This window comes from Bacillus sp. NMTD17, from assembly GCF_002998735.1.
Lineage (GTDB): Bacteria > Bacillota > Bacilli > Bacillales > Bacillaceae > Bacillus.
The window spans coordinates 24583-49440 of the sequence record NZ_PVRH01000008.1 but is presented as its reverse complement, the minus strand read 5'-3'; the positions used below and the strand labels follow the sequence as shown (position 1 = coordinate 49440).

Here is a 24858-nt window from a genome sequence, read left to right as displayed (position 1 = left end):
GATCCAGTTATGAACTGTCCCGCCCTTTCTTAGATACACGCTATGTGATTAAACTAATTCAATGACAGCCATTGGTGCGCCATCGCCGCGACGAGGTCCAAGCTTCATGATACGAGTGTATCCACCTTGGCGATCTTCGTAGCGAGTTGCAACGTCAGCGAATAATTTTTGAAGTGCATCTTGGTTTGTTTCAGCGTTAGCTACTTCATTACGAATGTAAGCTGCAGCTTGACGGCGAGCATGAAGATCTCCGCGTTTGCCAAGAGTGATCATTTTTTCAACTACAGAGCGAAGTTCTTTCGCACGTGTTTCAGTTGTTTCGATGCGTTCGTTGATGATCAAATCAGTCGTTAGGTCACGAAGCATTGCTTTACGTTGTGCACTAGTGCGTCCTAGCTTTCTGTATGCCATGTGATGTCCCCTCCTTAGTTAGAGAATGCTGTATGAATAAAAAACACACGAAAATCCTAGTTCACAATGAAACTAGTCAATCGTCTTTACGAAGACCCAGTCCAAGTTCTTCTAGTTTCGCTTTCACTTCTTCAAGAGATTTACGTCCAAGGTTACGAACTTTCATCATATCCTCTTCTGTCTTGTTAGCAAGCTCTTGAACAGTGTTAATACCCGCACGCTTCAAACAGTTGTAAGAACGAACAGAAAGATCAAGCTCTTCAATTGTCATTTCAAGCACTTTTTCTTTTTGGTCTTCTTCTTTCTCAACCATGATTTCAGCATGCTGAGCTTCGTCAGTTAACCCAACGAAAATATTCAGGTGTTCAGTTAAAATCTTAGAACCTAGAGCGATCGCTTCTTTCGGTCCTGTGCTTCCATCAGTCCATACATCTAGTGTTAATTTATCATAGTTTGTGATTTGCCCGACACGGGTGTTCTCCACTTGATAAGTCACACGAGATACAGGTGTATAGATTGAGTCGATCGGAATCACACCGATTGGCTGATCGTCTCTTTTGTTTGCATCAGCAGGATTATACCCGCGACCTCTTTGTGCAGTTAAGCGAACACGGAAGCTCGCATTCTTGCCAAGAGTTGCGATGTGAAGATCTGGATTTAAGATTTCAATATCGCTGTCGTGTGTAATATCAGCAGCTGTTACAGTACCTTCATCTTGTACATCAATTTCAAGCGTCTTCTCTTCTTCAGAGTAGATTTTGAGTGCAAGCTTTTTAATGTTTAAGATAATCGTTGTAACATCTTCAACCACGCCTTCGATCGTTGAGAATTCGTGTAAGACACCATCTATCTGGATCGATGTTACAGCTGCACCAGGAAGTGAGGATAAAAGGATACGACGAAGGGAGTTCCCTAAAGTGGTACCATATCCACGCTCAAGTGGCTCTACGACAAACTTGCCATACTTGGCATCGTCGCTGATTTCAACCGTTTCGATTTTTGGTTTTTCAATTTCGATCATCTAATAAAACCCTCCTTCAAAACGTCGAAACCTCGAATAGAATCATATGAGATTCCATCCGAAATTCCTCATTGTTTAGTCCCGTATGTGCTCAGGCAACGAGTCGTGTATTCGTCTCATAAATAACTGTATCATAACCCATTATTGACAGGGACACAAAATCTATACAAACAAATTACACGCGGCGACGTTTTGGTGGACGGCATCCGTTATGAGGAACTGGAGTTACGTCTCTGATTGCAGTAACTTCAAGACCTGCAGCTTGAAGCGCACGAATTGCAGCTTCACGACCAGAACCAGGACCTTTAACAGTTACTTCAAGTGTTTTAAGACCATGTTCGATAGAACCTTTAGCAGCAGTTTCAGCAGCCATTTGTGCAGCGAAAGGAGTAGATTTACGAGAACCTCTGAATCCTAATGCACCAGCACTTGACCAAGAAATTGCGTTTCCATGAACATCAGTAATCGTTACAATCGTGTTGTTGAAAGTGGAACGGATATGAGCGATTCCAGCTTCAATATTCTTTTTCACGCGACGTTTACGCGTATTTTGTTTACGAGCAGCAGCCATTCTTTAACTACCTCCTTTACTTATTTTTTCTTGTTAGCTACAGTACGACGCGGACCTTTACGAGTACGCGCGTTGTTTTTTGTGTTTTGTCCACGAACAGGAAGTCCTCTACGATGACGGATTCCGCGGTAGCTTCCGATTTCAATTAGACGCTTAATGTTAAGTGAAACTTCACGACGAAGGTCACCTTCTACTTTAAGTTTGTCAATGATATCACGGATTTTACCAAGTTCGTCTTCAGTTAGATCGCGAACGCGAGTGTCTTCAGAAACACCTGCTTCTTTAAGGACTTGTTGCGCAGTCGTACGACCAATTCCAAAAACATATGTTAAAGAAATGACAACACGTTTATCACGTGGAATATCTACACCAGCAATACGAGCCATGATTTGGGCACCTCCTTGTTATTAGCCTTGTTTTTGTTTATGTTTTGGGTTTTCACAGATCACCATTACTTTTCCTTTTCTGCGAATAACTTTACATTTTTCACAGATAGGTTTAACAGATGGTCTCACTTTCATGTGTTTCCAACCTCCTTCTTCCGGAGTTGCTTTATTTGTAACGGTACGTAATTCTACCACGAGTTAAGTCATATGGAGATAATTCTACCGTAACTTTGTCTCCAGGTAAAATGCGAATGAAGTGCATACGGATTTTTCCTGATACATGAGCCAAAACTGTATGACCATTCTCTAGTTCAACTTTGAACATTGCATTTGGCAAAGTTTCTGCTACAGTACCTTCCACTTCAATTACATCGTCTTTCGCCATTCAAGTGTTCTCCCTTCTTCAAATCAGTAACTTGCTCTCTGACAAATGTCCAAATGAGTTCATCTCAATTGTCCATCCATCACCCGACCTGTTTTGAATATACTGTTCTGAACTTCCGGAGATACGCAACCATAAAAGGTTATATGATTGATATTTTTTCTTAGGAGAATGAAATTTACGCTTTTCTCCGTCTGCGATTAGTAGATGGCAGCCACCGAACATGCCGATGACACCTGTATACTGATCTTGTTCTTTCCTTTGGACTATACAGACAACCTGCCCGATTTGGGCCTGAAAGGCTTCAGTGAAGACCTAAATCTTAGTCAGTATATCAAAACCTGTATCTGTAATCGCAATCGTATGCTCAAAGTGAGCACACTTTTTCCCATCAACCGTTACAACCGTCCAGTTATCAACCAATGTTTTCACATATCGGCTGCCTGCGTTCACCATCGGTTCGATGGCCAACACCATTCCAGGTTTTAGCCGCGGGCCTTTGTTGGGCGGACCATAATGAGGAATTTGAGGGTCCTCATGAAGATCCTGTCCGACCCCATGTCCAACATATTCTCTAACAACTGAGAAATTCTCGTTTTCTACATACGTTTGTATAGCATGGGAAATGTTCGACAGACGTTCGCCTGGCTTTGCTTCCTGTAAGCCTTTATATAGAGATTCCTCTGTGACTTCCAGTAGTTTGCGGTCTTCATCACTGATTACCCCAACTGGATAAGTCCAAGCAGAGTCACCATGATAGCCATTTAACTTTGCGCCAATATCGATACTAATGATGTCACCATCACGTAAAACCCGTTTACCAGGAATACCGTGAACGAGTTCTTCATTCACCGAAACGCAAATGCTCCCGCGAAAACCATTATACCCTTTAAAAGATGGGATTGCACCCTGCTTTGTAATAAAACGTTCGGCAATTTGATCCAATTCTTTTGTCGAAATACCTGGTTTTATATGTTTCTTCAGCTCTTCATGAGTCAGTGCGACAATGCGTCCAGCTTCTCTCATAATCTCAAGCTCGCGAGGAGTTTTACAGATAATCATTTATTTAATCCCCCAAGCAGGTCCTTGATATCTGCATATACATCGTTAATGTGTTTTGCACCATCAATATTTGCAAGATATCCTTTTTCTGAATAGAAGTTCAGTAAAGGTTCAGTCTGCTTTAAGTTTACTTCAAGTCTAGTCGAAACGGTTTCTGCATTATCATCTGCACGTTGATAAAGCTCGCCTCCACACTTATCGCAAACATTTTCTTTCGCAGGTGGATTGAATACTAAATGATATGTTGCTCCGCAATTTTTGCAAATTCTTCGGCCAGTCAGACGCTCCATCAAAGCATCTTTATCGACTTTAATATTAATGACATAATCAATCGTTCTGCCAAGATCCTTTAGAATGTCTTCTAAAGCTTCAGCCTGAGCGACTGTTCGCGGAAATCCGTCCAGAAGAAAACCTTGTTCACAATCATTTTTGCCAAGTCTTTCTCTAACAATACCGATTGTGACCTCATCAGGAACAAGCTCTCCTTTATCGATAAAGGATTTTGCTTCGAGCCCAAGTTGTGTCTCCTCTTTCATAGCAGCGCGGAACATATCTCCTGTTGATATATGAGGTATCCCATAATCATCAACAATTCGTTCTGCCTGAGTGCCTTTACCGGCACCCGGAAGCCCCATTAAGACTAAGTTCATTTCGGATTTCCCCTTCCTTACTTAGAGAGGTTGGGCAGGAGCCCAGCCCTCTATTTTATTTCATAAATCCACGGTAGTTTCGTTTCACTAATTGGCTTTCAAGTTGTTTCATTGTTTCAAGTGCAACACCTACAACAATGAGAAGACTTGTGCCGCCAATTTGTGCAGCGGAAGGTAATCCAGCGAATTGAATGAAAAAGATAGGAAGTATTGAAATCACGGCTAAGAAAATGGCGCCCACAAACGTGAGTCGGTACAAAATGCTCGTAATTCTATCTTGAGTCATTTTCCCTGGACGAACTCCCGGGATATAGCCACCCTGCTTTTGCAGATTTTCAGCCATTTGTTCAGGATTCACTTGGACAAAGGCATAAAAATATGTGAAAGCAACAATCAGTGCTACATAAATCGTCATACCGATTGGCTTAGTATAGTCAAAGTTGTTGGTTATCCAAGTTGTCACATTATTGGTTCCGAAGAACGATGCAACCGTCTGCGGAGTAATAATGAAAGAAACGGCAAAGATGACTGGAATCACCCCTGCTGGATTCACTTTCAATGGAAGGTGCGTTGCTTGACTAGCAGACATTTGTGCACGGCCAGTTCCTTTTGAATATTGAATCGCAATCTTTCTCACTGCCATTTGAATGTAAATAACACCGATAACAATGACAAGGATAGCAATAACAATAAGGGCTATTTTCAGGATTTGCATGAACAGCTGTCCATCTCCACCCACAAATTGCTGAGCGTACACTTGTTTTAATGTTTGAGGGATACCTGCGATGATACCGGCAAAGATAATAATCGAAATACCGTTACCAACACCGTGAGCAGTAATCTGCTCTCCTAGCCACATTAAAAATGCTGTTCCCGCAGTGAGTACGACCGCAATTAAGAGGTACGTTGAAACACCTGGGTTTTCAATCAGCATGCCTCCTGCCATATTGTTGAATCCATATGACATTCCTAACGCCTGGATAAAACCTAGAACAATTGTAAAATACCTTGTGAATTGTGCTAATTTTCGGCGGCCAACCTCTCCTTGCTTTGACCACTCAGTGAACTTCGGAACAACATCCATCTGCAAGAGCTGAATGATGATCGAAGCAGTGATATACGGCATAATCCCCATTGCAAGAATGGAGAATTGGAAAAGTGCCCCGCCCCCAAACGTGTTGAGGATCCCGAAAACACTCATTTGATCCTGTGCCTGGAGAACTTCGGCGTTCACATTAGGCACAGGGATGAAAGCACCTATACGAAAGACGATTAACATTAAAAGAGTGAATATAATCTTATTCCGTATATCTTTCACGCGCATAAAATTGGAGATTGTCTTAAACAAGTTAGATCACCTCGGCTGTACCGCCAGCAGCTTCAATCGCTTCTTTAGCAGAAGCAGAGAATTTATTGGCTTTTACAGTTAATTTTTTTTCTAATTTACCGTTGCCAAGAATTTTTACTCCTGCTTTTAACTTGCTTATTGCACCAGTCTCTAGAAGAAGTTCAGGAGTTACTTCCGTTCCTTCGTCAAAACTGTTTAATCTGTCTAAGTTGATAACCGCGTAATCTTTACGGTTGATGTTTGTAAAACCACGTTTTGGAAGACGTTGGAATAAAGGCATTTGACCACCTTCGAAACCAGGGCGTACACCGCCGCCAGAACGAGCGTTTTGACCTTTATGACCTTTACCAGAAGTTTTACCGTTACCTGATCCAATACCACGACCAACACGGTTGCGTACTTTACGTGAACCTTCTGAAGGCTTCAATTCATGAAGTTTCATTTGGGCACCTCCTTATCGATTAAAAATGTTTTATTGTTCTTTAACAGAAACTAAATGAGACACCTTGTTAATCATGCCGCGGATCGCTGCATTGTCTTCATGTACGACTGTTTGGTTTGTTTTCTTAAGACCAAGAGTACGAACAGTGACACGCTGATCTTCTGGGCGACCGATTACACTGCGTTTGAGGGTAATTTCTAATTTATTTGCCATTAATGTTCCCTCCTTATCCTAACAGGTCTTCTACAGATTTTCCACGAAGCTTCGCAACGTCTTCAGCACGTTTAAGTTCACTTAAACCCTGAAGTGTTGCGCGGATCATGTTGATCGGTGTATTAGAACCTAGAGATTTAGAAAGGATATCAGCTAGACCAGCAAGCTCAAGAACCGCACGCACTGGGCCTCCAGCGATAACTCCTGTACCTTCTGAAGCAGGCTTCAATAGAACGTTTCCTGCACCGAATCGACCGATGATTTCATGTGGAATTGTAGTTCCAACCATTGGTACTTCAATTAAATTCTTTTTCGCATCTTCAACAGCTTTGCGGATCGCTTCTGGTACTTCTTGTGCTTTACCAGTACCGAAACCTACATGACCGTTTTTGTCACCGACAACAACTAAAGCTGCAAAACGGAAACGACGTCCACCTTTAACAACTTTCGCTACGCGGTTAACCGTAACTAAGCGTTCTTCTAACTCTAATTTGCTTTGGTCAATACGACTCATTCGGATGTGTCCCTCCTTCTTTTATTAAAATTTAAGTCCAGCCTCACGAGCAGCTTCAGCTAGAGCTTTTACACGTCCATGATATAAGTATCCTCCGCGGTCAAATACCACGTTAGAGATTCCTTTTTCAACAGCACGTTTTGCAACAAGTTCGCCAACTTTAGTAGCAGCTGCAGCGTCAGAACTATTCTCGATCTTTAACTCTTTATCAAGAGTAGAAGCACTTACAAGTGTTACACCGTTAACATCATCAATTACTTGAGCGTAGATGTTCTTGTTAGAACGGAAAACGTTAAGGCGAGGTCTTTCAGCAGTACCTGAAAGTTTCGCACGAACACGAGCGTGTCTTTTAAGACGAGTAGCGTTTTTGCTAGTTTTCGTAATCATCCGAGTCACTCCTTTCTTCACATTAAGCGATCTTACTTACCAGTTTTTCCTTCTTTACGGCGAACGAATTCACCTTCGTAACGAATTCCTTTACCTTTGTAAGGCTCTGGAGAACGGACAGCGCGGATGTTAGAAGCTAGAGCTCCCACACGCTCTTTATCAATACCTTTAATGACTACTTTCGTTTGAGATGGAACTTCGACTTCAACTCCAGCCTCCGGAACGATTTCAACTGGATGAGAGTATCCAACGTTAAGAACAAGTTTGTTTCCAGATTTAGCTGCACGGTAACCGACACCGATAAGTTCTAAACCTCTTTCGAAACCTTTAGATACACCTTCAACCATGTTTGCAATTAAGCTACGTGTTGTACCATGTAAAGCACGGTGTTCTTTATGATCAGACGGACGGCTTACAGTTAAGACGCTGTCCTCAATTTTAATTTCCATATCAGGGTGAAATGTACGAGTTAGTTCACCTTTTGGTCCCTTTACTGTCACTGTGTTATCGTTGTTTGTCACAGTAACTCCTGAAGGGATCTCGATTAGTTTTTTACCTATACGAGACATACCAAGCACCTCCATTCATCTTAAACTTTTTTTACCATACGTAAGCAAGTACTTCTCCACCAGCTTGTTTAGCACGGGCTTCTTTGTCCGATAAAACACCTTGTGATGTAGAAATAATTGCGATTCCAAGTCCGTTAAGTACACGTGGTACTTCATTTGATTTCGCATATACACGTAAACCAGGTTTACTGATTCTTTTTAGACCAGTGATAACACGCTCGTTGTTTTGGCCATATTTAAGGAACATACGGATAATTCCTTGTTTGCTGTCTTCAACATATTCAACGTCACGGATAAAACCTTCACGCTTTAAGATTTCAGCAATTTCTCTTTTGATTTTTGAAGCCGGTACTTCTAGCTTCTCATGACGTACCATGTTCGCATTGCGAATACGAGTCAGCAAATCTGCAATCGGATCTGTCATAACCATTATTTAATAACCTCCTTCCCATTTATGGGGATTACCAGCTGGCTTTTTTAACGCCAGGAATTTGTCCTTTATATGCAAGTTCGCGGAAACAAATACGGCAAAGTTTAAACTTGCGAATTACTGAATGTGGACGTCCACAACGTTCGCAGCGCGTATACTCTTGAACTTTAAACTTTTGTTTGCGTTGTTGTTTCGCAATCATAGACTTTTTAGCCACGATTTCGCCTCCCTTTCATTGATTATTTCTGGAACGGCATACCTACTTGAGTTAATAACTCACGTGCTTCTTCGTCCGTATTGGCAGTCGTAACGATAACGATATCCATACCGCGGACTTTTGTTACTTTATCGTAATCAATTTCTGGGAAGATTAACTGTTCTTTAATACCAAGCGTGTAGTTTCCACGACCGTCGAAAGATTTCTTAGAAATCCCGCGGAAGTCACGTACACGTGGTAAAGATACAGAAATAAGTTTATCAAGGAAATCGTACATGCGCTCTCCGCGAAGTGTTACTTTCGCACCGATTGGCATTCCTTCACGTAGACGGAATCCAGCAATAGACTTCTTCGCACGAGTAACGACAGGTTTTTGACCAGCGATAAACGTTAATTCTTCAACAGCAGTATCGATTGCTTTAGCGTTTTGAACAGCGTCACCAACACCCATGTTGATCACGATTTTTTCGATTTTTGGCACTTGCATTACTGATTTGTATTCAAACTTAGAAACTAATGCAGGTGTAATTTCTTTTACATACTTTTCTTTAAGGCGGTTCATGAGAAAGACCTCCCTTCCTTATTTACTATTTATCTAGAACTTGCCCAGATTTTTTCGCTACACGGACTTTCTTTCCGTCCTCAACTTTATACCCAACACGTGTCACTTCACCCGTTTTAGGATCAAGCGGCATTACGTTTGATACGTGGATCGGCGCTTCTTGTTCAGAAATTCCGCCCTGAGGGTTAGCTTGGGTTGGTTTAGAGTGTTTTTTCACAAGGTTAATACCTTCTACTAAAACACGGTCATTCTTAGGGAAAGCAGCAAGGATGACTCCTTGTTTACCTTTATCTTTACCAGAGATAACCACTACTTTATCGCCCTTTTTAACATGCATTTAATCGCACCTCCTTGAGTCGCGGATTGTATTCATTAAAGTACTTCTGGTGCTAGAGAAACAATTTTCATATAGTTGTTTTCACGAAGTTCACGTGCTACTGGTCCGAAGATACGAGTTCCACGCGGGCTCTTGTCGTCACGGATAATGACACATGCATTTTCATCGAAACTGATGTAAGATCCATCGTTTCTGCGAGCTCCGCTCTTTGTACGAACGATAACTGCTTTCACAACTTCACCTTTTTTGACAACGCCTCCTGGTGTTGCTTGTTTAACCGTACAAACAATGACATCACCGATGTTAGCCGTCTTACGTCCAGAGCCACCAAGAACTTTAATCGTTAGTACTTCGCGTGCGCCAGAGTTGTCAGCTACTTTTAAACGAGTCTCCTGTTGAATCATTAATGTTACCTCCTTTCGGAAAAAGAAATCCGAACTTTATTAGATAATAACGGCTTCTTCGACAACTTCAACTAGACGAAAGCGTTTAGTCGCAGATAAAGGACGAGTTTCCATGACCTTTACGATGTCTCCGATTTTTGCTTGGTTGTTTTCATCATGTGCTTTGAACTTCTTAGAGTATCTTACACGTTTGCCATAAAGTGAATGCTTTTTGTATGTTTCAACTACAACAGTGATGGTTTTATCCATTTTGTCAGAAACAACACGACCTTGATACACTTTACGTTGGTTACGTTCGCTCATGTTTGCGGGGCCTCCCCTCTAATTATTATTTATTAGCAGCGATTTCTCTTTGACGAATCACAGTTTTCATGCGTGCGATTGATTTACGCACTTCACGAATGCGAGCAGTGTTTTCAAGCTGCCCAGTCGCTAATTGGAAACGAAGATTGAAAAGTTCTTCTTTAAGAGACTTTACTTTTTGTTCAATTTCAGCAGTGGTAAGGTCACGAATTTCATTAGCTTTCATTTGATTCACCACCAATTTCTTCACGTTTTACGAACTTCGTTTTAATTGGCAATTTGTGAGATGCAAGACGAAGAGCTTCACGAGCAACTTCTTCAGACACACCAGAAATTTCAAATAAAACTTTGCCCGGTTTTACTACAGCTACCCATCCTTCTGGAGCACCTTTACCGGAACCCATGCGGACTTCTAGAGGTTTAGCTGTGTATGGCTTAGAAGGGAAAATTTTAATCCAAACTTTACCGCCACGTTTCATGTAACGAGTCATAGCAATACGAGCAGCTTCGATTTGACGGTTCGTGATCCAAGAAGCTTCAAGAGCTTGGATACCGTACTCACCGAAATGTACTTCAGTGCCACCTTTTGCACGACCACGCATTTTCCCACGATGTTCTCTGCGATACTTCACGCGTTTTGGCAATAACATATTATTTTCCTCCTTCCGCAGTATTCTTCTTAGTTGGAAGGACTTCTCCACGATAGATCCATACTTTTACGCCAAGCTTACCATAAGTAGTGTCAGCTTCAGCAGTAGCATAGTCGATGTCAGCACGAAGTGTGTGCAACGGAACAGTACCTTCACTGTAATATTCAGAACGAGCAATATCTGCACCGCCAAGACGACCAGAAACCATTGTTTTGATTCCTTGTGCTCCAGCACGCATTGTGCGTTGGATTGTTTGTTTTTGTGCACGACGGAATGAAATACGATTTTCAAGTTGACGAGCGATGTTTTCAGCAACTAGCTGAGCATCAAGATCTGCTCTCTTGATTTCAAGAATGTTGATGTGTACACGTTTGCCAGTTAGGCTGTTAAGAGCTTTACGAAGTGCTTCAACTTCAGATCCGCCTTTACCAATTACCATACCTGGTTTAGCCGTGTGGATTGTGATATTTACGCGGTTTGCAGCACGTTCGATTTCTACTTTAGAAACAGACGCGTCAGACAAACGCTTGCTGATGAATTCACGGATTTTCAAGTCTTCATGTAAGAAGTCAGCGTAATCTTTTCCTGCGAACCATTTAGATTCCCAATCACGAATGACGCCAATACGAAGACCTACTGGATTTACCTTTTGACCCACGGATTATCCCTCCTTCTTTTCTGATACAACGATTGTAATGTGGCTAGTACGTTTGTTAATTGCGCTCGCACGACCCATAGCACGTGGACGGAATCTCTTAAGTGTTGGACCTTCGTCAACGAATGCTTGAGTAATCACTAGGCTGTTAGCGTCCAACTCGTAGTTGTGCTCAGCGTTTGCGATAGCAGATTTTAATACTTTTTCAATAATTGGTGAAGCAGCCTTAGGTGTAAGGTTTAAGATAGAAACTGCTTCTCCTACTTGCTTACCTCGGATCAGGTCCATTACTAGACGTGCTTTACGAGGAGCAATACGGACTGTTCTTGCGACAGCTTTAGCTTGCATTTAAAAGCCTCCTCTCATTAGCGTCTTGTTTTTTTATCGTCACTAGCATGACCTTTGTAAGTACGGCTTGGTGCGAATTCGCCCAATTTGTGACCTACCATATCTTCAGAAATGAAAACAGGTACATGTTTGCGTCCGTCATAGACAGCGATTGTGTGACCGATGAATTGTGGGAAAATTGTAGAACGACGAGACCAAGTTTTTACGACTTGCTTTTTGTCAGTTTCATTCAATTTCTCGACTTTAGCCATCAAATGATCATCAACAAATGGTCCTTTTTTTAAGCTGCGAGCCATTGTGGAACCTCCCTTCGTGATTGAACTACGGTCCTAAATGAACCGTAGACAACCCCGTTACTTGTTTTTACGACGACGTACAATGAATTTATCAGACTTGTTGGTTTTCTTACGAGTCTTGAATCCAAGAGTCGGTTTACCCCATGGAGACATTGGTGATTTACGTCCGATTGGAGCGCGTCCTTCACCACCACCGTGTGGGTGATCGTTAGGGTTCATTACAGAACCACGAACTGTTGGGCGTACGCCTTTCCAGCGAGAACGTCCAGCTTTACCGATGTTAATTAATTCGTGTTGCTCGTTTCCAACTTGACCGATAGTCGCACGGCAAGCAGAAAGAATCATGCGAACTTCTCCTGAGTTCAAACGTACAAGAACGTATTTACCTTCTTTACCAAGAACTTGAGCAGAAGTACCAGCAGAACGAACTAATTGTCCACCTTTACCTGGTTTTAATTCAATGTTATGCACAACTGTACCAACTGGGATGTTGATAAGTGGAAGAGCATTACCTGGTTTGATGTCAGCTTCTGGTCCAGAAGTAACTTCAGTACCAACTTGGATTCCTTTCGGAGCAAGAATGTAACGTTTCTCACCATCTGCATAGTTTACAAGAGCGATGTTCGCTGAACGGTTTGGATCATACTCGATTGTAGCAACGCGTCCAGGTATACCGTCTTTATCACGCTTAAAGTCGATGATACGGTATTGACGTTTATGACCGCCACCTTGATGACGAACAGTCAATCTACCTTGGTTGTTACGTCCGCCTTTTCTGTGAAGCGGTGCAAGCAACGATTTTTCTGGTTTGTCAGTCGTGATTTCAGCAAAATCTGAAGTAGTCATGCCACGACGACCATTACTGGTTGGTTTATACTTTTTAATCGCCATTTTGAATTTCCCTCCTTCTTTTTAAGATTTACGCTTCAAAAATTTCGATTTCTTTGCTGTCAGCAGTTAATTTCACGATCGCTTTTCTGCGACGGCTAGTCATACCAGTGTAGCGTCCAACGCGTTTAGATTTCCCTTTGTAGTTTTGAACGTTGACTTTCTCAACTTTCACTCCAAAGATTTCTTCAACAGCGTCTTTCACTTCTGTTTTGTTAGCTCTGACATCAACTTCGAACGTGTACTTCTTCTCTGTCATTAGATCAGCAGAACGTTCAGTAATGATAGGGCGCTTTAGAACATCACGAGGATCTTTCATTATGCAAGTCCCTCCTCTACTTTTTCAACCGCTGCTTTAGTGATCAGAAGTTTGTCGTGGTTGACAACGTCAAGAACGTTGATACCGTTAGCTTCAACAACTGTTACTCCAGGGATGTTACGAGCAGATAAAGCAACTGTTTCGTTTGCATCCGCAGTGACGATCAACGCTTTCTTCTCAACAGATAATCCTTTAAGGATGCCTGCGAATTCTTTCGTTTTCACTGCATCAAGAGTCAAATCTTCAAGAACGATGATGTTGTTGTCGATTACTTTAGAAGACAATACTGACTTGATAGCCAAGCGGCGAACTTTTTTAGGTAATTTATATGAATAACTGCGTGGTGTTGGACCGAATACGATACCGCCTCCGCGCCATTGTGGTGAACGAATAGAACCTTGACGAGCACGACCTGTACCCTTCTGTCTCCAAGGCTTACGACCTCCGCCACGTACTTCAGAACGAGTTTTTACTTTATGAGTTCCTTGACGTAAGGAAGCTCTTTGCATAAGAATAGCATCGAATACTACGCTTTCGTTTGGCTCGATTCCAAACACAGAAGCGTTTAATTCGATTTCACCGTTAGTAGAACCGTTTTGGTTAAATAATGCTACTTTTGGCATGACTTGTTTCCTCCTTTCCTAAGAGAGTTATTTAGATTTAACTGCACTCTTTACAGTTACTAGAGATTTTTTAGCTCCTGGTACATTTCCTTTGATCAATAGTAGATTGCGTTCTGCATCAACTTTAACGATCTCAAGGTTTTGGACAGTGATTTGCTCTCCGCCCATACGACCTGGAAGAAGTTTACCTTTGAACACTCGGTTTGGATCAACAGGTCCCATTGAACCAGGACGACGGTGGTAACGTGAACCGTGAGTCATTGGTCCGCGTGATTGTCCGTGGCGCTTGATAGCCCCTTGGAATCCTTTACCTTTTGATGTTCCTGTTACATCTACGATATCTCCATTTGCGAAAATATCAACTTTGACTTCCTGACCAACTTCATACGCATCTAACTCCGCACCGCGTAATTCTTTTACGAAGCGCTTAGGAGCAGTTTCCGCTTTAGCAACGTGGCCCTTCTCTGGTTTGTTAGAAAGCTTTTCACGTTTGTCGTCAAAACCGATTTGGATTGCTTCATAGCCATCCGTGTCAGTAGTCTTCTTTTGAAGAACAACGTTAGCAGCAGCCTCAACAACAGTTACAGGGATAAGATCACCGTTTTCTGCGAATACTTGCGTCATACCAATTTTTCTACCTAAGATTCCTTTGGTCATTAGTCACACCTCCTATAATATGTGTTTTCTATTTGAATTAAAGTTTGATTTCGATATCTACACCAGATGGTAAATCTAAACGCATAAGTGCATCAACTGTTTGTGGAGTTGGATTCACGATGTCGATTAGACGTTTGTGAGTACGCATCTCAAATTGCTCACGAGAATCTTTGTACTTATGCACCGCACGAAGGATTGTGTAAACTGATTTTTCAGTTGGAAGCGGGATTGGACCAGATACACTAGCACCAGAACGCTTAGCCGTTTCAACAATCTTCTCAGCAGATTGATCAAGAATTCTATGATCATATGCTTTTAAACGAATACGAATTTTTTGTTTTGCCATTATTTTCCCTCCTTTTCGCCTACTTACGTTAGACAGTTCTCCGTGAGAAAAACCTGATCACCTTGCCATGGCAAAGCGGCCGGGTGTGTCAGCAACCTCTCACTTCATCGCAGTCAAAGACCAACATGCACTATTGTACCAAATTGGCCTGCGTGTTGCAATAATAAATCGGATAAATTTATGATTTGCACACTTTTCATATTATACAGGGGTTCAGCCTATAAATCAAGCTTTCCCTGAAGATGATGTACAGCAGTCTTTTTTATGGTACGGATAAATTCTTCTGGTTCTTCTAGATGCGGGGAATGTGCAGATTCTTTAAAGGTGAACCATTCTTTGATTGGTGCTGTTAATTGGTCAACATATGGTTTTGATACAGCAGCTGGTGTAATCATGTCATATGCGCCAATGATAAAGTAGCAAGGTATTAATATAGTAGAAACTCGGTATTCAATGCTCTCATTCATCAATTCATCCCATAGCATGTCCTGACTAAACTTCTGTCCTTTAAGGAACTTCCACTTATCTTTCAGCTGATATTCCTTACTAAAAAGAAATCCGCGCAGCATTTGAATAAGCGGCCTCCACCTATGTGTGAGACCTACGCTGCCGAGCTCTTTATATAGAGAGAACAGAGCATGAGCTGATATTCGTTTCCACGGAGGAGGCGTCAGTAATCGCAGGCACCAAGTAAACAACCGATTCCGATGGTATTTCTCCAAAAGGAGCTCGTACGACATAATATCTTCTTTTAATACATCTACTACCTGACTAATTCCATAATAAGCATGATATAGATCTGGACGCTTATGTACTGCTTGTATGGCGATTAGTGATCCCCATGAATATCCTGCGATGTACAATTTTGATTGACCTAGATATGAAAGGACTTTCTCTGTCAGTTCAATCGTATCTTCAATAAATTGCTGAATGGTCATGGAAGTATCGGGGAGATTCTTTTGATAGGAAAGTCCCGCGCCTCGCTGATCCCAATGAACTACTGTAAAATCTTGATTAAGTTCCTCATGAAACGAGTCGATATAGCTGATTTGAGCGGAGCCGGGCCCACCGTGTAAAAATAAAAGAACAGGTTTCGCTTCATTTGTGTGATCTTCTTTGATCATAATCCATTGGTCAACCCCGCCGATTAACCATTTCTTCAAATATATCTTCGCCATTCCAGTGATCCTCTCGGTTCCAATTAGATTCTATAGCTTATAGTAGCCGTTCTGATCTGGAAAAGCAAAAAAAGAGACCCTTTTGCAAGGAGTCTCTTTTATATGTTTTATTACTTAATGATAGTTGAAACGACGCCAGAACCTACAGTACGTCCACCCTCACGGATAGAGAAACGAGTTCCTTCTTCGATAGCGATAGTAGAGATAAGTTCAACTTCCATCTCAGTGTTATCGCCAGGCATTACCATTTCAGTACCTTCTGGAAGATGTACGATACCAGTTACGTCAGTTGTACGGAAGTAGAACTGCGGACGGTAGTTAGCGAAGAATGGAGTATGACGTCCACCCTCTTCTTTAGAAAGTACATAAACTTCAGCTTTGAAACGGCTATGTGGAGTGATTGTACCTGGTTTAGCAAGTACTTGACCACGTTGGATATCTTCACGAGATACACCACGAAGTAGTGCACCGATGTTGTCACCAGCTTCAGCATAGTCAAGAAGCTTACGGAACATTTCAACACCTGTAACAGTTGTTTTACCGTTTTCTTCTTGAAGACCGATGATTTCAACTTCGTCACCGACTTTAACTTGTCCACGCTCAACACGACCAGTAGCAACTGTTCCACGACCAGTGATTGAGAATACGTCCTCAACTGGCATCATGAATGGCTTCTCAGTGTCACGCTCTGGAGTTGGGATGTACTCATCAACCGCATCCATAAGTTCGAAGATTTTTGCTTCGTAATCAGCATCACCTTCAAGAGCTTTAAGAGCAGAACCTTTGATAACAGGTACATCGTCACCAGGGAAGTCATAGTCAGAAAGAAGGTCACGAACTTCCATTTCAACAAGTTCAAGTAACTCTTCATCGTCAACCATGTCACATTTGTTAAGGAATACTACGATGTATGGTACACCTACGTTACGAGAAAGTAGGATGTGCTCACGTGTTTGTGGCATTGGACCATCAGCAGCAGATACTACTAAGATCGCGCCGTCCATTTGAGCAGCACCAGTGATCATGTTTTTAACATAGTCAGCGTGTCCTGGGCAGTCTACGTGTGCATAGTGACGAGTTTCAGTTTCATACTCAACGTGTGCTGTTGAGATTGTGATTCCACGCTCGCGCTCTTCTGGAGCACCATCGATTTGGTCATAAGCCATAGCCGTACCTTTACCAGATTTCTTATGAAGAACTGTTGAGATAGCAGCAGTTAGAGTTGTTTTACCATGGTCAACGTGTCCAATTGTACCAATGTTAGCATGCGATTTGGAACGGTCGAATTTTTCTTTAGCCATTCTAAAAATCCTCCTTAAAGGTTCATTGTATTTGGTATAGAGTGATAGAAAGTGAAGAGTTACCTCTCACTTTCTGATCTTCAATAGTAGTTATACTTTAGTTTAAAGGCAAAATCAATTATTCACCTTTATTTTTTTTGATGATTTCTTCACTGATGCTCTTAGGCACTTCTTCGTAGTGATCCATGTGCATAGTGAAAGTACCGCGTCCTTGTGTATTAGAACGGAGTGCAGTTGCATATCCGAACATTTCAGAAAGTGGAACCATTGCGCGAACAACTTGAGCGTTACCGCGAGCTTCCATACCTTCTACACGTCCACGACGAGATGTGATATCACCCATGATGTCTCCCATGTATTCTTCAGGGATAACGACTTCCACTTTCATCATTGGCTCAAGTAGAACTGGGTTACATTTGCTGACAGCATTTTTCAATGCCATAGATGCAGCAATTTTAAACGCCATTTCGTTAGAGTCAACATCGTGGTAAGATCCATCAAATAATTTTGCTTTGATGTCGATTAATGGGAATCCAGCTAATACACCATTTTCAAGTGAATCTTCAAGACCTGCTTGAATAGCTGGAATGTATTCACGAGGAACAACCCCACCGACGATTGCATTTTGGAATTCGAAGCCTGCGCCTTCTTCGTTTGGTTCGAATTCGATCCAAACGTGTCCGAACTGACCACGTCCACCAGACTGACGTACGAATTTACCTTCAACTTTTGCACCAGAACGGAATGTTTCACGGTACGCAACTTGAGGAGCTCCTACGTTAGCTTCAACCTTGAACTCACGCTTCATACGGTCAACAATGATATCAAGGTGAAGCTCACCCATACCAGAGATGATCGTTTGACCAGTTTCAGTGTTTGTTTGTGTACGGAATGTTGGATCCTCTTCAGCTAGTTTAGCTAAAGCGATACCCATTTTATCTTGGTCAGCCTTAGACTTAGGCTCGATTGCTACATCGATAACTGGCTCTGGGAATTCCATAGACTCAAGGATAACAAGACTTTTCTCGTCACAAAGAGTGTCACCAGTTGATGTATCTTTAAGACCTACAGCTGCTGCGATATCCCCTGCATATACAGTAGAGATTTCTTCACGGCTGTTTGCGTGCATTTGAAGGATACGTCCAACACGTTCACGCTTGTTCTTAGAAGAGTTCTTCACGTAAGAACCAGAATCAAGTGTTCCAGAGTATACACGGAAGAAAGTTAGTTTCCCAACATAAGGGTCAGTCATTACTTTAAAAGCAAGGGCTGCGAATGGTGCGTCATCAGTAGACTCACGCACAACCTCTTCATTTGAATCTGGCAAGGTACCTTTGATTGCAGCAACATCAGTTGGTGCAGGAAGGTAATCAAGCACAGCGTCAAGTACAAGCTGAACACCTTTGTTTTTGAAAGCAGATCCAACAAGAACTGGATAGAATTCAACATTCAACGTTCCTTTACGGATTGCAGCTTTCAATTCAGGAATTGTAATTTCTTCACCCTCAAGGTATTTTTCCATAAGCTCTTCGTCAAGCTCAGCGACAGCTTCAATTAGGCTGTTGCGAAGCTCTTCAGCTTTGTCTTTATACTCAGCAGGGATTTCTTGTGCATCAGAGCGAGTTCCAAGGTCATCTTCGTAGAAGTATGCTACGTTTTCTACAAGGTCGATGATTCCTTCGAATTGATCTTCAGCGCCGATCGGCAATTGAATTGCATGAGCGTTCGCTTGAAGACGATCTCTTAATGTGCCTACAGAGTAAAGGAAGTCCGCACCTGTTTTATCCATTTTGTTAATGAATACGATACGAGGTACTCCGTAAGTTGTTGCTTGGCGCCAAACCGTTTCAGTTTGTGGCTCTACACCTGATTGTGCATCTAGAACAGTAACCGCACCATCAAGTACACGTAAAGAACGTTCAACTTCAACTGTGAAGTCTACGTGTCCTGGTGTATCGATGATGTTTACACGGTAACCTTTCCATTGTGCTGTAGTAGCAGCAGAAGTGATTGTAATACCACGTTCTTGCTCCTGCTCCATCCAGTCCATTTGGGAAGCTCCTTCGTGAGTTTCGCCAATTTTATGGATACGACCAGTGTAGTATAAGATACGCTCAGTCGTTGTCGTTTTACCGGCATCGATGTGAGCCATGATACCAATATTACGAGTTTTGTCTAAGGAGAACTCTCTTGCCATTGGGTAATTTCTCCTTCCTTATTAGGGAATAGTTTTTTAGTTTGGTATAAATCCTACCAGCGGTAGTGAGCGAATGCTTTGTTCGCTTCTGCCATTTTGTGTGTATCTTCACGTTTCTTAACAGCAGCACCAGTGTTGTTAGCTGCGTCAAGGATTTCGTTAGCAAGACGCTCTTCCATCGTTTTTTCTCCACGAAGACGAGCGTAGTTTACTAACCAGCGAAGACCTAAAGTAGTACGACGGTCTGGGCGAACTTCTACAGGAACTTGGTAGTTGGCTCCACCTACACGACGTGCTTTAACTTCAAGAACTGGCATGATGTTTTTCAAGGCTTGTTCGAAAACCTCCATCGCTTCATTACCAGTACGTTCTTTGATGATATCAAATGACTTGTAGAGAATTGTTTGTGACTTTCCTCTTTTACCGTCGATCATCATTTTGTTGATCAAACGAGATACAAGTTTAGAATTGTAAATTGGATCTGGCAATACGTCTCTTTTTGCTACAGGACCTTTACGTGGCATCTGATAGCCTCCCTTCTCATTTAAAAGGATTTCTATCTGTCTCTCATCTCAATATCATTGTCAGTTGCCTGACTCCACTGATCTGATATCAACTTCTAAAAACCCTTATGTTTGTTTGTATTATTTGCTTTGTTTAGGGCGTTTTGTTCCGTATTTAGAACGTCCTTGCATACGACCGTCAACTCCGGCAGTATCAAGCGCACCACGAACGATGTGGTAACGTACACCCGGTAAGTCTTTTACACGTCCGCCACGGATAAGTACTACACTGTGCTCTTGTAGATTATGTCCGATACCAGGAATGTAAGCTGTTACCTCAATCAGGTTAGACAAACGTACACGAGCATATTTACGTAGTGCTGAGTTTGGTTTTTTCGGTGTCATTGTACCGACACGAGTACAAACCCCGCGCTTCTGTGGAGATGTTACGTTAGTGTGCTCTTTTTTGAAACTGTTGTATCCTTTGTTAAGTGCAGGAGACTTTGAGTTTTCAACTTTACTCACGCGTCCTTTGCGTATTAGCTGATTAATTGTAGGCATGTTGTTATTCCTCCCTTCGTTGCTTTTTTTATAACCCACATACCCAGGTGGTTCATCAAAAGGCAAAAAACAATGCTTTTGCATTTACACATGCAAAAACAAAACAAGTACGCTATAACATAATGGCAACAGCTGCTGCCCCAACTTCAATTCCGCAGGCTTTGCCGAGCTTTTTCATGGAATCTACCACTAAAATGTCTACACCCTTCTCTTGCGCTAGTTTTATTACACTAGCTGTTAAAGCAGGATCAGCATCTTTCGCTACGACGATTTCCTTTACTGAATCTCGTTTCAGAGCTTTTACTGTTTGCTTCGTACCAATAATAATGGATTGAGCCTGTGATACTTTATCATAAGACATCGAATATCCTCCAAAGTAACAGGTTTTATTTTGAGCACCTTGGTTATATTATCATCATGGCAGAAGGATGTCAATATCATATGACAGATTATCTTGACATCCTTCACCATTTTTTGATGATTTTATAGGAATCTCACGAGAAAGATTACTCTACAGGAACCATATCGTCAGACGGCTGCACTTGTGAAACCGGCTTAACTTTACGGTAGTTTGGCATTCCTGTTCCAGCTGGAACAAGTTTACCGATGATAACATTCTCTTTCAAGCCAAGCAGTTCATCACGTTTTCCTTTGATCGCCGCATCTGTTAGGACACGAGTCGTTTCTTGGAAGGATGCCGCAGACAAGAATGAGTCTGTTTCAAGCGATGCTTTTGTAATACCAAGAAGAACTGGACGGCCTGTTGCAGGACGTTTGCCTTCGAATAGTACTTTTTTGTTCGCTTCAGTGAATTGATGTACATCAAGAAGTGTGCCTGGTAATACATCTGTATCCCCTGCATCAGCGACACGCACTTTACGAAGCATTTGGCGAACCATTACCTCAACGTGCTTATCTCCGATTTCTACCCCTTGCATACGGTATACTTTTTGTACTTCATGAAGCAGATATTCTTGAACAGCTGTCATGTCAGTCACTTTAAGAAGTTCTTTCGGATCGATCGAACCTTCTGTCAGTACTTGACCACGAGTGACTTTGTCACCTTCAACAACTTTCAGACGCGCATTGTAAGGAGCTGTGTAAGAACGAGTTTCAACGTCGCCTTGAACCACAATTTCCTGCTGCTTGTCACGAACATCGTTAATTTCAGCAACGACACCATCAATTTCAGAAATGGTCGCTTGCCCTTTCGGATTACGCGCTTCAAATAGCTCTTGGATACGAGGTAAACCTTGTGTGATATCGTCTCCTGCTACCCCACCGGTGTGGAACGTACGCATTGTAAGCTGTGTTCCTGGCTCACCGATTGATTGAGCAGCGATGATTCCAACTGCTTCACCGACTTCAACGTCAGTACCAGTTGCAAGGTTACGGCCGTAGCATCGTTTACATACACCATGAGGCGTGTTACATGTAAATGCAGAACGGATCCATACTTCCTCAATTCCTGCTTCAACTACTTCAAGTGCTTTATCTTCATCAATTAGTTCGTTTTCGTCCACAATGACTTCGCCCGTTTCAGGATGAACAATTGGTTTTCTTGCAAAACGTCCGATCAGACGTTCTTCAAGCTTCTCAATAATTTCATTTCCTTCTCTAATGGACTTCGCCAAGATACCACGGTCTGTACCGCAATCTGTTTCACGGATGATAACATCCTGTGCAACATCGACGAGACGACGCGTGAGGTAACCTGAGTCAGCTGTTTTAAGGGCTGTATCGGCAAGACCTTTACGCGCTCCGTGAGTGGAAATAAAGTATTCCAATACGGTTAAACCTTCACGGAAACTAGATTTAATCGGAAGTTCAATGATACGTCCAGCCGGGTTGGCCATCAGACCACGCATCCCAGCCAGCTGAGTGAAGTTAGATGCGTTACCACGCGCTCCAGAGTCACTCATCATGTAGATTGGGTTGACTTCATCAAGGGACTTCATCAGTTTACCTTGGATGACATCTTTAGAAGAACTCCAGATCGAAATGACTCTCTCGTAACGCTCTTCTTCAGTAATCAAACCACGTCTGAATTGCTTCAAGACGTTATCTACTTTTGCTTGTGCTTCTTCGAGGATCTTCTGCTTATCATCTAATACGACGATGTCAGACACACCAACCGTAATACCCGCTTTAGTAGAGTATTTGAAACCAAGATTTTTCATGCGATCAAGCATTTTAGATGTCTCAGTGATATGGAATCTCTTAAAGATTTCCGCAATGATTTTACCTAAAATACCTTTTTTGAACGGCGCATTGATTTCTTGTTTCTCGATCGCAGCTTTGACATCCTCACCTTTTTCAAGGAAGAAGCGGTCAGGCGTTTTTTCTTCAATATTGCTCTTTGTCGGCTCATTCATGTAAGGGAATGATTCCGGTAAGATTTCGTTAAAGATCAGTTTTCCGACTGTTGTAATCAACAATTTAGAACGCTGTTCATCAGTGAATGTCACATTCTTCAACGAGCTAGCTGCAACAGCTACACGTGTATGAAGATGCACATACCCATTTTGATAAGCTAGAAGGGCTTCGTCAGTATCTTTGAAGACCATACCTTCTCCGATAGCACCTTTACGCTCAAGTGTAAGGTAGTAGTTACCAAGCACCATATCCTGAGATGGCGTAACAACAGGTTTTCCATCTTTCGGGTTCAAAATGTTTTGAGCAGCAAGCATTAAGATACGAGCTTCAGCTTGAGCCTCAGCAGATAATGGTACGTGAACCGCCATTTGGTCACCGTCAAAGTCAGCGTTGTAGGCTGTACATACAAGTGGATGCAGACGAATTGCGCGTCCTTCCACAAGTGTAGGTTCAAACGCTTGAATACCAAGTCTGTGAAGAGTCGGTGCACGGTTTAGTAAGACTGGGTGCTCACGAATAACTGATTCTAAAACATCCCATACTTCCGGCTGCACGCGCTCAATTTTACGCTTCGCACTCTTGATGTTGTGAGCTAAACCTTTTTCAACAAGCTCCTTCATCACGAATGGTTTGAATAATTCAAGAGCCATTTCTTTTGGAAGTCCACACTGATACATTTTCAAATGTGGTCCTACGACGATAACGGAACGTCCAGAATAGTCAACACGTTTACCAAGCAAGTTTTGACGGAAACGTCCTTGTTTCCCTTTCAGCATATGAGAAAGAGATTTCAATGGTCTATTTCCTGGTCCTGTTACCGGTCGGCCTCTACGTCCATTATCAATCAACGCATCGACAGCTTCTTGAAGCATACGCTTCTCGTTCTGAACGATGATGCTTGGCGCGCCAAGATCTAATAAACGTTTCAGACGATTGTTACGGTTGATGACACGACGATAAAGGTCGTTTAAGTCAGAAGTAGCAAAACGTCCACCATCAAGCTGAACCATTGGACGTAATTCTGGCGGAATAACCGGAAGTACATCAAGAATCATCCATGATGGTTTGTTTCCTGAGTTACGGAATGCTTCTAGCACTTCAAGGCGTTTAATCGCACGTGTACGACGCTGTCCTTGAGCAGTTTTCAGCTCTTCTTTCAGTGTATCTACTTCTTTTACAAGATCGATATCTTGAAGAAGTTTATTGATTGCTTCTGCACCCATAGCTGCTTGGAACGTATTACCGTATTTATCTAAATACGCACGGAATTCCTTCTCAGAAAGAAGTTGTTTCTTCTCAAGCGGTGTGTTGCCCGGATCTGTCACAACGTAAGAAGCGAAGTAAATCACTTCTTCTAACGCACGTGGTGACATATCAAGAACAAGACCCATACGGCTTGGGATACCTTTGAAATACCAAATGTGGGAAACTGGGGCAGCCAGTTCGATATGCCCCATTCTCTCACGACGGACTTTTGCCCGTGTTACTTCTACACCACAACGGTCACATACAACACCCTTATAACGAACGCGTTTATACTTTCCACAATGACATTCCCAGTCTTTTTGCGGTCCGAAGATACGTTCACAAAAGAGACCATCTTTTTCAGGTTTCAGTGTACGATAGTTAATCGTTTCAGGCTTTTTCACTTCACCAAAAGACCAAGAACGGATTTTATCAGGTGATGCGAGACCGATGTTCATATACTCAAAATTGTTCACATCTAGCAAGGGGCCTACCTCCCTTTTAAT

At 42.2% G+C, this 24858-nt stretch carries 37 protein-coding genes and 1 pseudogene; all 38 read right to left on the bottom strand.

Annotation, left to right across the window (positions count from 1 at the left end; translation table 11 throughout):
* Positions 1-48 precede the first annotated feature (48 nt).
* The 38 genes and pseudogenes from rplQ to rpoC all read right to left on the bottom strand — a co-directional run bounded on the left by rplQ (position 49) and on the right by rpoC (position 24837).
* Positions 49-411, bottom strand: coding sequence for a 50S ribosomal protein L17 (rplQ, locus tag C6347_RS18505; protein ID WP_003216944.1), 363 nt, complete (start codon positions 409-411; stop codon positions 49-51).
* 76 nt (positions 412-487) lie between these two features.
* Positions 488-1432, bottom strand: a complete 945-nt coding sequence (locus C6347_RS18500) for a DNA-directed RNA polymerase subunit alpha (protein ID WP_003217009.1) — start codon at positions 1430-1432, stop codon at positions 488-490.
* 175 nt (positions 1433-1607) lie between these two features.
* A complete protein-coding gene (gene rpsK, locus C6347_RS18495) occupies positions 1608-2003 on the bottom strand; it encodes a 30S ribosomal protein S11 (protein WP_003217231.1) in 396 nt (131 codons plus the stop codon).
* Positions 2004-2023: 20 nt separating this feature from the next.
* Positions 2024-2389 (bottom strand): 30S ribosomal protein S13, encoded by a 366-nt coding sequence (rpsM, locus tag C6347_RS18490; RefSeq protein ID WP_003217023.1) that lies wholly within the window; start codon positions 2387-2389, stop codon positions 2024-2026.
* 21 nt (positions 2390-2410) lie between these two features.
* Complete coding sequence (rpmJ, locus tag C6347_RS18485; RefSeq protein ID WP_003156543.1) at positions 2411-2524, bottom strand: 50S ribosomal protein L36; 114 nt, start codon at positions 2522-2524, stop codon at positions 2411-2413.
* 31 nt (positions 2525-2555) lie between these two features.
* Positions 2556-2774: a translation initiation factor IF-1 gene (gene infA, locus C6347_RS18480; protein ID WP_003217190.1), complete on the bottom strand. Its 219-nt coding sequence runs from the start codon at positions 2772-2774 to the stop codon at positions 2556-2558.
* A pseudogene (locus tag C6347_RS19535) lies at positions 2752-3059 on the bottom strand (KOW domain-containing RNA-binding protein). Before C6347_RS19535 ends, infA begins: the two are co-directional and overlap by 23 nt.
* A 27-nt stretch (positions 3060-3086) precedes the next feature.
* Entirely contained in the window at positions 3087-3833 is a 747-nt protein-coding gene (gene map / locus C6347_RS18470; RefSeq protein ID WP_106071952.1) for a type I methionyl aminopeptidase, read from the bottom strand.
* Positions 3830-4483 (bottom strand): adenylate kinase, encoded by a 654-nt coding sequence (locus C6347_RS18465; protein ID WP_012008711.1) that lies wholly within the window; start codon positions 4481-4483, stop codon positions 3830-3832. The genes map and C6347_RS18465 overlap by 4 nt, the downstream gene beginning before the upstream one ends.
* A gap of 55 nt (positions 4484-4538) precedes the next feature.
* Entirely contained in the window at positions 4539-5831 is a 1293-nt protein-coding gene (gene secY, locus C6347_RS18460; RefSeq protein WP_012008710.1) for a preprotein translocase subunit SecY, read from the bottom strand.
* A 1-nt stretch (position 5832) separates the two neighbouring features.
* Complete coding sequence (gene rplO, locus C6347_RS18455) at positions 5833-6273, bottom strand: 50S ribosomal protein L15 (protein WP_003216888.1); 441 nt, start codon at positions 6271-6273, stop codon at positions 5833-5835.
* A gap of 30 nt (positions 6274-6303) precedes the next feature.
* On the bottom strand, positions 6304-6486 hold the full coding sequence (gene rpmD / locus C6347_RS18450) for a 50S ribosomal protein L30 (RefSeq protein WP_003217067.1): 183 nt from the start codon (positions 6484-6486) through the stop codon (positions 6304-6306).
* 13 nt (positions 6487-6499) lie between these two features.
* On the bottom strand, positions 6500-7000 hold the full coding sequence (gene rpsE, locus C6347_RS18445; RefSeq protein WP_003217179.1) for a 30S ribosomal protein S5: 501 nt from the start codon (positions 6998-7000) through the stop codon (positions 6500-6502).
* A 24-nt stretch (positions 7001-7024) separates the two neighbouring features.
* Positions 7025-7387 (bottom strand): 50S ribosomal protein L18, encoded by a 363-nt coding sequence (rplR, locus tag C6347_RS18440; protein ID WP_003216951.1) that lies wholly within the window; start codon positions 7385-7387, stop codon positions 7025-7027.
* A gap of 32 nt (positions 7388-7419) precedes the next feature.
* On the bottom strand, positions 7420-7956 hold the full coding sequence (gene rplF / locus C6347_RS18435; protein WP_003217186.1) for a 50S ribosomal protein L6: 537 nt from the start codon (positions 7954-7956) through the stop codon (positions 7420-7422).
* Between the two features lie 31 nt (positions 7957-7987).
* On the bottom strand, positions 7988-8386 hold the full coding sequence (gene rpsH, locus C6347_RS18430; protein WP_003217040.1) for a 30S ribosomal protein S8: 399 nt from the start codon (positions 8384-8386) through the stop codon (positions 7988-7990).
* 31 nt (positions 8387-8417) lie between these two features.
* Entirely contained in the window at positions 8418-8603 is a 186-nt protein-coding gene (gene rpsN / locus C6347_RS18425) for a 30S ribosomal protein S14 (RefSeq protein WP_008356542.1), read from the bottom strand.
* Between the two features lie 22 nt (positions 8604-8625).
* Positions 8626-9165, bottom strand: a complete 540-nt coding sequence (gene rplE, locus C6347_RS18420; protein ID WP_003217159.1) for a 50S ribosomal protein L5 — start codon at positions 9163-9165, stop codon at positions 8626-8628.
* A gap of 25 nt (positions 9166-9190) precedes the next feature.
* Entirely contained in the window at positions 9191-9502 is a 312-nt protein-coding gene (gene rplX, locus C6347_RS18415) for a 50S ribosomal protein L24 (RefSeq protein WP_003217151.1), read from the bottom strand.
* A 35-nt stretch (positions 9503-9537) separates the two neighbouring features.
* Positions 9538-9906: a 50S ribosomal protein L14 gene (gene rplN / locus C6347_RS18410; RefSeq protein WP_003216882.1), complete on the bottom strand. Its 369-nt coding sequence runs from the start codon at positions 9904-9906 to the stop codon at positions 9538-9540.
* Positions 9907-9945: 39 nt separating this feature from the next.
* Complete coding sequence (rpsQ, locus tag C6347_RS18405; protein WP_003216906.1) at positions 9946-10209, bottom strand: 30S ribosomal protein S17; 264 nt, start codon at positions 10207-10209, stop codon at positions 9946-9948.
* Between the two features lie 25 nt (positions 10210-10234).
* On the bottom strand, positions 10235-10435 hold the full coding sequence (gene rpmC / locus C6347_RS18400; RefSeq protein ID WP_003217155.1) for a 50S ribosomal protein L29: 201 nt from the start codon (positions 10433-10435) through the stop codon (positions 10235-10237).
* Positions 10425-10859, bottom strand: a complete 435-nt coding sequence (gene rplP, locus C6347_RS18395) for a 50S ribosomal protein L16 (RefSeq protein ID WP_003156478.1) — start codon at positions 10857-10859, stop codon at positions 10425-10427. Before rplP ends, rpmC begins: the two co-directional genes overlap by 11 nt.
* Before the next feature lies 1 nt (position 10860).
* Positions 10861-11517: a 30S ribosomal protein S3 gene (gene rpsC / locus C6347_RS18390; RefSeq protein WP_003217241.1), complete on the bottom strand. Its 657-nt coding sequence runs from the start codon at positions 11515-11517 to the stop codon at positions 10861-10863.
* A gap of 3 nt (positions 11518-11520) precedes the next feature.
* The gene (rplV, locus tag C6347_RS18385) at positions 11521-11862 is read right to left on the bottom strand and encodes a 50S ribosomal protein L22 (protein ID WP_007496316.1); all 342 of its coding nucleotides are present in this window, start codon (positions 11860-11862) and stop codon (positions 11521-11523) included.
* 17 nt (positions 11863-11879) lie between these two features.
* On the bottom strand, positions 11880-12158 hold the full coding sequence (gene rpsS / locus C6347_RS18380; protein WP_003216920.1) for a 30S ribosomal protein S19: 279 nt from the start codon (positions 12156-12158) through the stop codon (positions 11880-11882).
* Between the two features lie 57 nt (positions 12159-12215).
* The gene (gene rplB, locus C6347_RS18375; protein WP_007496314.1) at positions 12216-13049 is read right to left on the bottom strand and encodes a 50S ribosomal protein L2; all 834 of its coding nucleotides are present in this window, start codon (positions 13047-13049) and stop codon (positions 12216-12218) included.
* A 28-nt stretch (positions 13050-13077) separates the two neighbouring features.
* Positions 13078-13365: a 50S ribosomal protein L23 gene (gene rplW, locus C6347_RS18370; protein ID WP_003217016.1), complete on the bottom strand. Its 288-nt coding sequence runs from the start codon at positions 13363-13365 to the stop codon at positions 13078-13080.
* Positions 13365-13988, bottom strand: a complete 624-nt coding sequence (gene rplD, locus C6347_RS18365; protein WP_007496312.1) for a 50S ribosomal protein L4 — start codon at positions 13986-13988, stop codon at positions 13365-13367. The genes rplW and rplD overlap by 1 nt, the downstream gene beginning before the upstream one ends.
* Before the next feature lie 27 nt (positions 13989-14015).
* Positions 14016-14645, bottom strand: coding sequence for a 50S ribosomal protein L3 (gene rplC / locus C6347_RS18360; protein WP_012008703.1), 630 nt, complete (start codon positions 14643-14645; stop codon positions 14016-14018).
* A 37-nt stretch (positions 14646-14682) separates the two neighbouring features.
* The gene (gene rpsJ, locus C6347_RS18355; RefSeq protein WP_003156464.1) at positions 14683-14991 is read right to left on the bottom strand and encodes a 30S ribosomal protein S10; all 309 of its coding nucleotides are present in this window, start codon (positions 14989-14991) and stop codon (positions 14683-14685) included.
* A gap of 218 nt (positions 14992-15209) precedes the next feature.
* Positions 15210-16169 (bottom strand): alpha/beta fold hydrolase, encoded by a 960-nt coding sequence (locus C6347_RS18350; RefSeq protein WP_106039695.1) that lies wholly within the window; start codon positions 16167-16169, stop codon positions 15210-15212.
* A gap of 110 nt (positions 16170-16279) precedes the next feature.
* The gene (gene tuf / locus C6347_RS18345) at positions 16280-17470 is read right to left on the bottom strand and encodes an elongation factor Tu (protein WP_034283892.1); all 1191 of its coding nucleotides are present in this window, start codon (positions 17468-17470) and stop codon (positions 16280-16282) included.
* A 118-nt stretch (positions 17471-17588) separates the two neighbouring features.
* Positions 17589-19667 (bottom strand): elongation factor G, encoded by a 2079-nt coding sequence (gene fusA, locus C6347_RS18340; protein ID WP_034665610.1) that lies wholly within the window; start codon positions 19665-19667, stop codon positions 17589-17591.
* Between the two features lie 53 nt (positions 19668-19720).
* On the bottom strand, positions 19721-20191 hold the full coding sequence (rpsG, locus tag C6347_RS18335) for a 30S ribosomal protein S7 (RefSeq protein WP_003216884.1): 471 nt from the start codon (positions 20189-20191) through the stop codon (positions 19721-19723).
* A 120-nt stretch (positions 20192-20311) separates the two neighbouring features.
* Complete coding sequence (gene rpsL, locus C6347_RS18330) at positions 20312-20731, bottom strand: 30S ribosomal protein S12 (protein WP_003216962.1); 420 nt, start codon at positions 20729-20731, stop codon at positions 20312-20314.
* Between the two features lie 112 nt (positions 20732-20843).
* A complete protein-coding gene (locus tag C6347_RS18325) occupies positions 20844-21092 on the bottom strand; it encodes a 50S ribosomal protein L7ae-like protein (RefSeq protein ID WP_034665612.1) in 249 nt (82 codons plus the stop codon).
* Positions 21093-21237: 145 nt separating this feature from the next.
* Positions 21238-24837, bottom strand: a complete 3600-nt coding sequence (gene rpoC / locus C6347_RS18320; RefSeq protein WP_034665614.1) for a DNA-directed RNA polymerase subunit beta' — start codon at positions 24835-24837, stop codon at positions 21238-21240.
* Positions 24838-24858 lie beyond the last annotated feature (21 nt).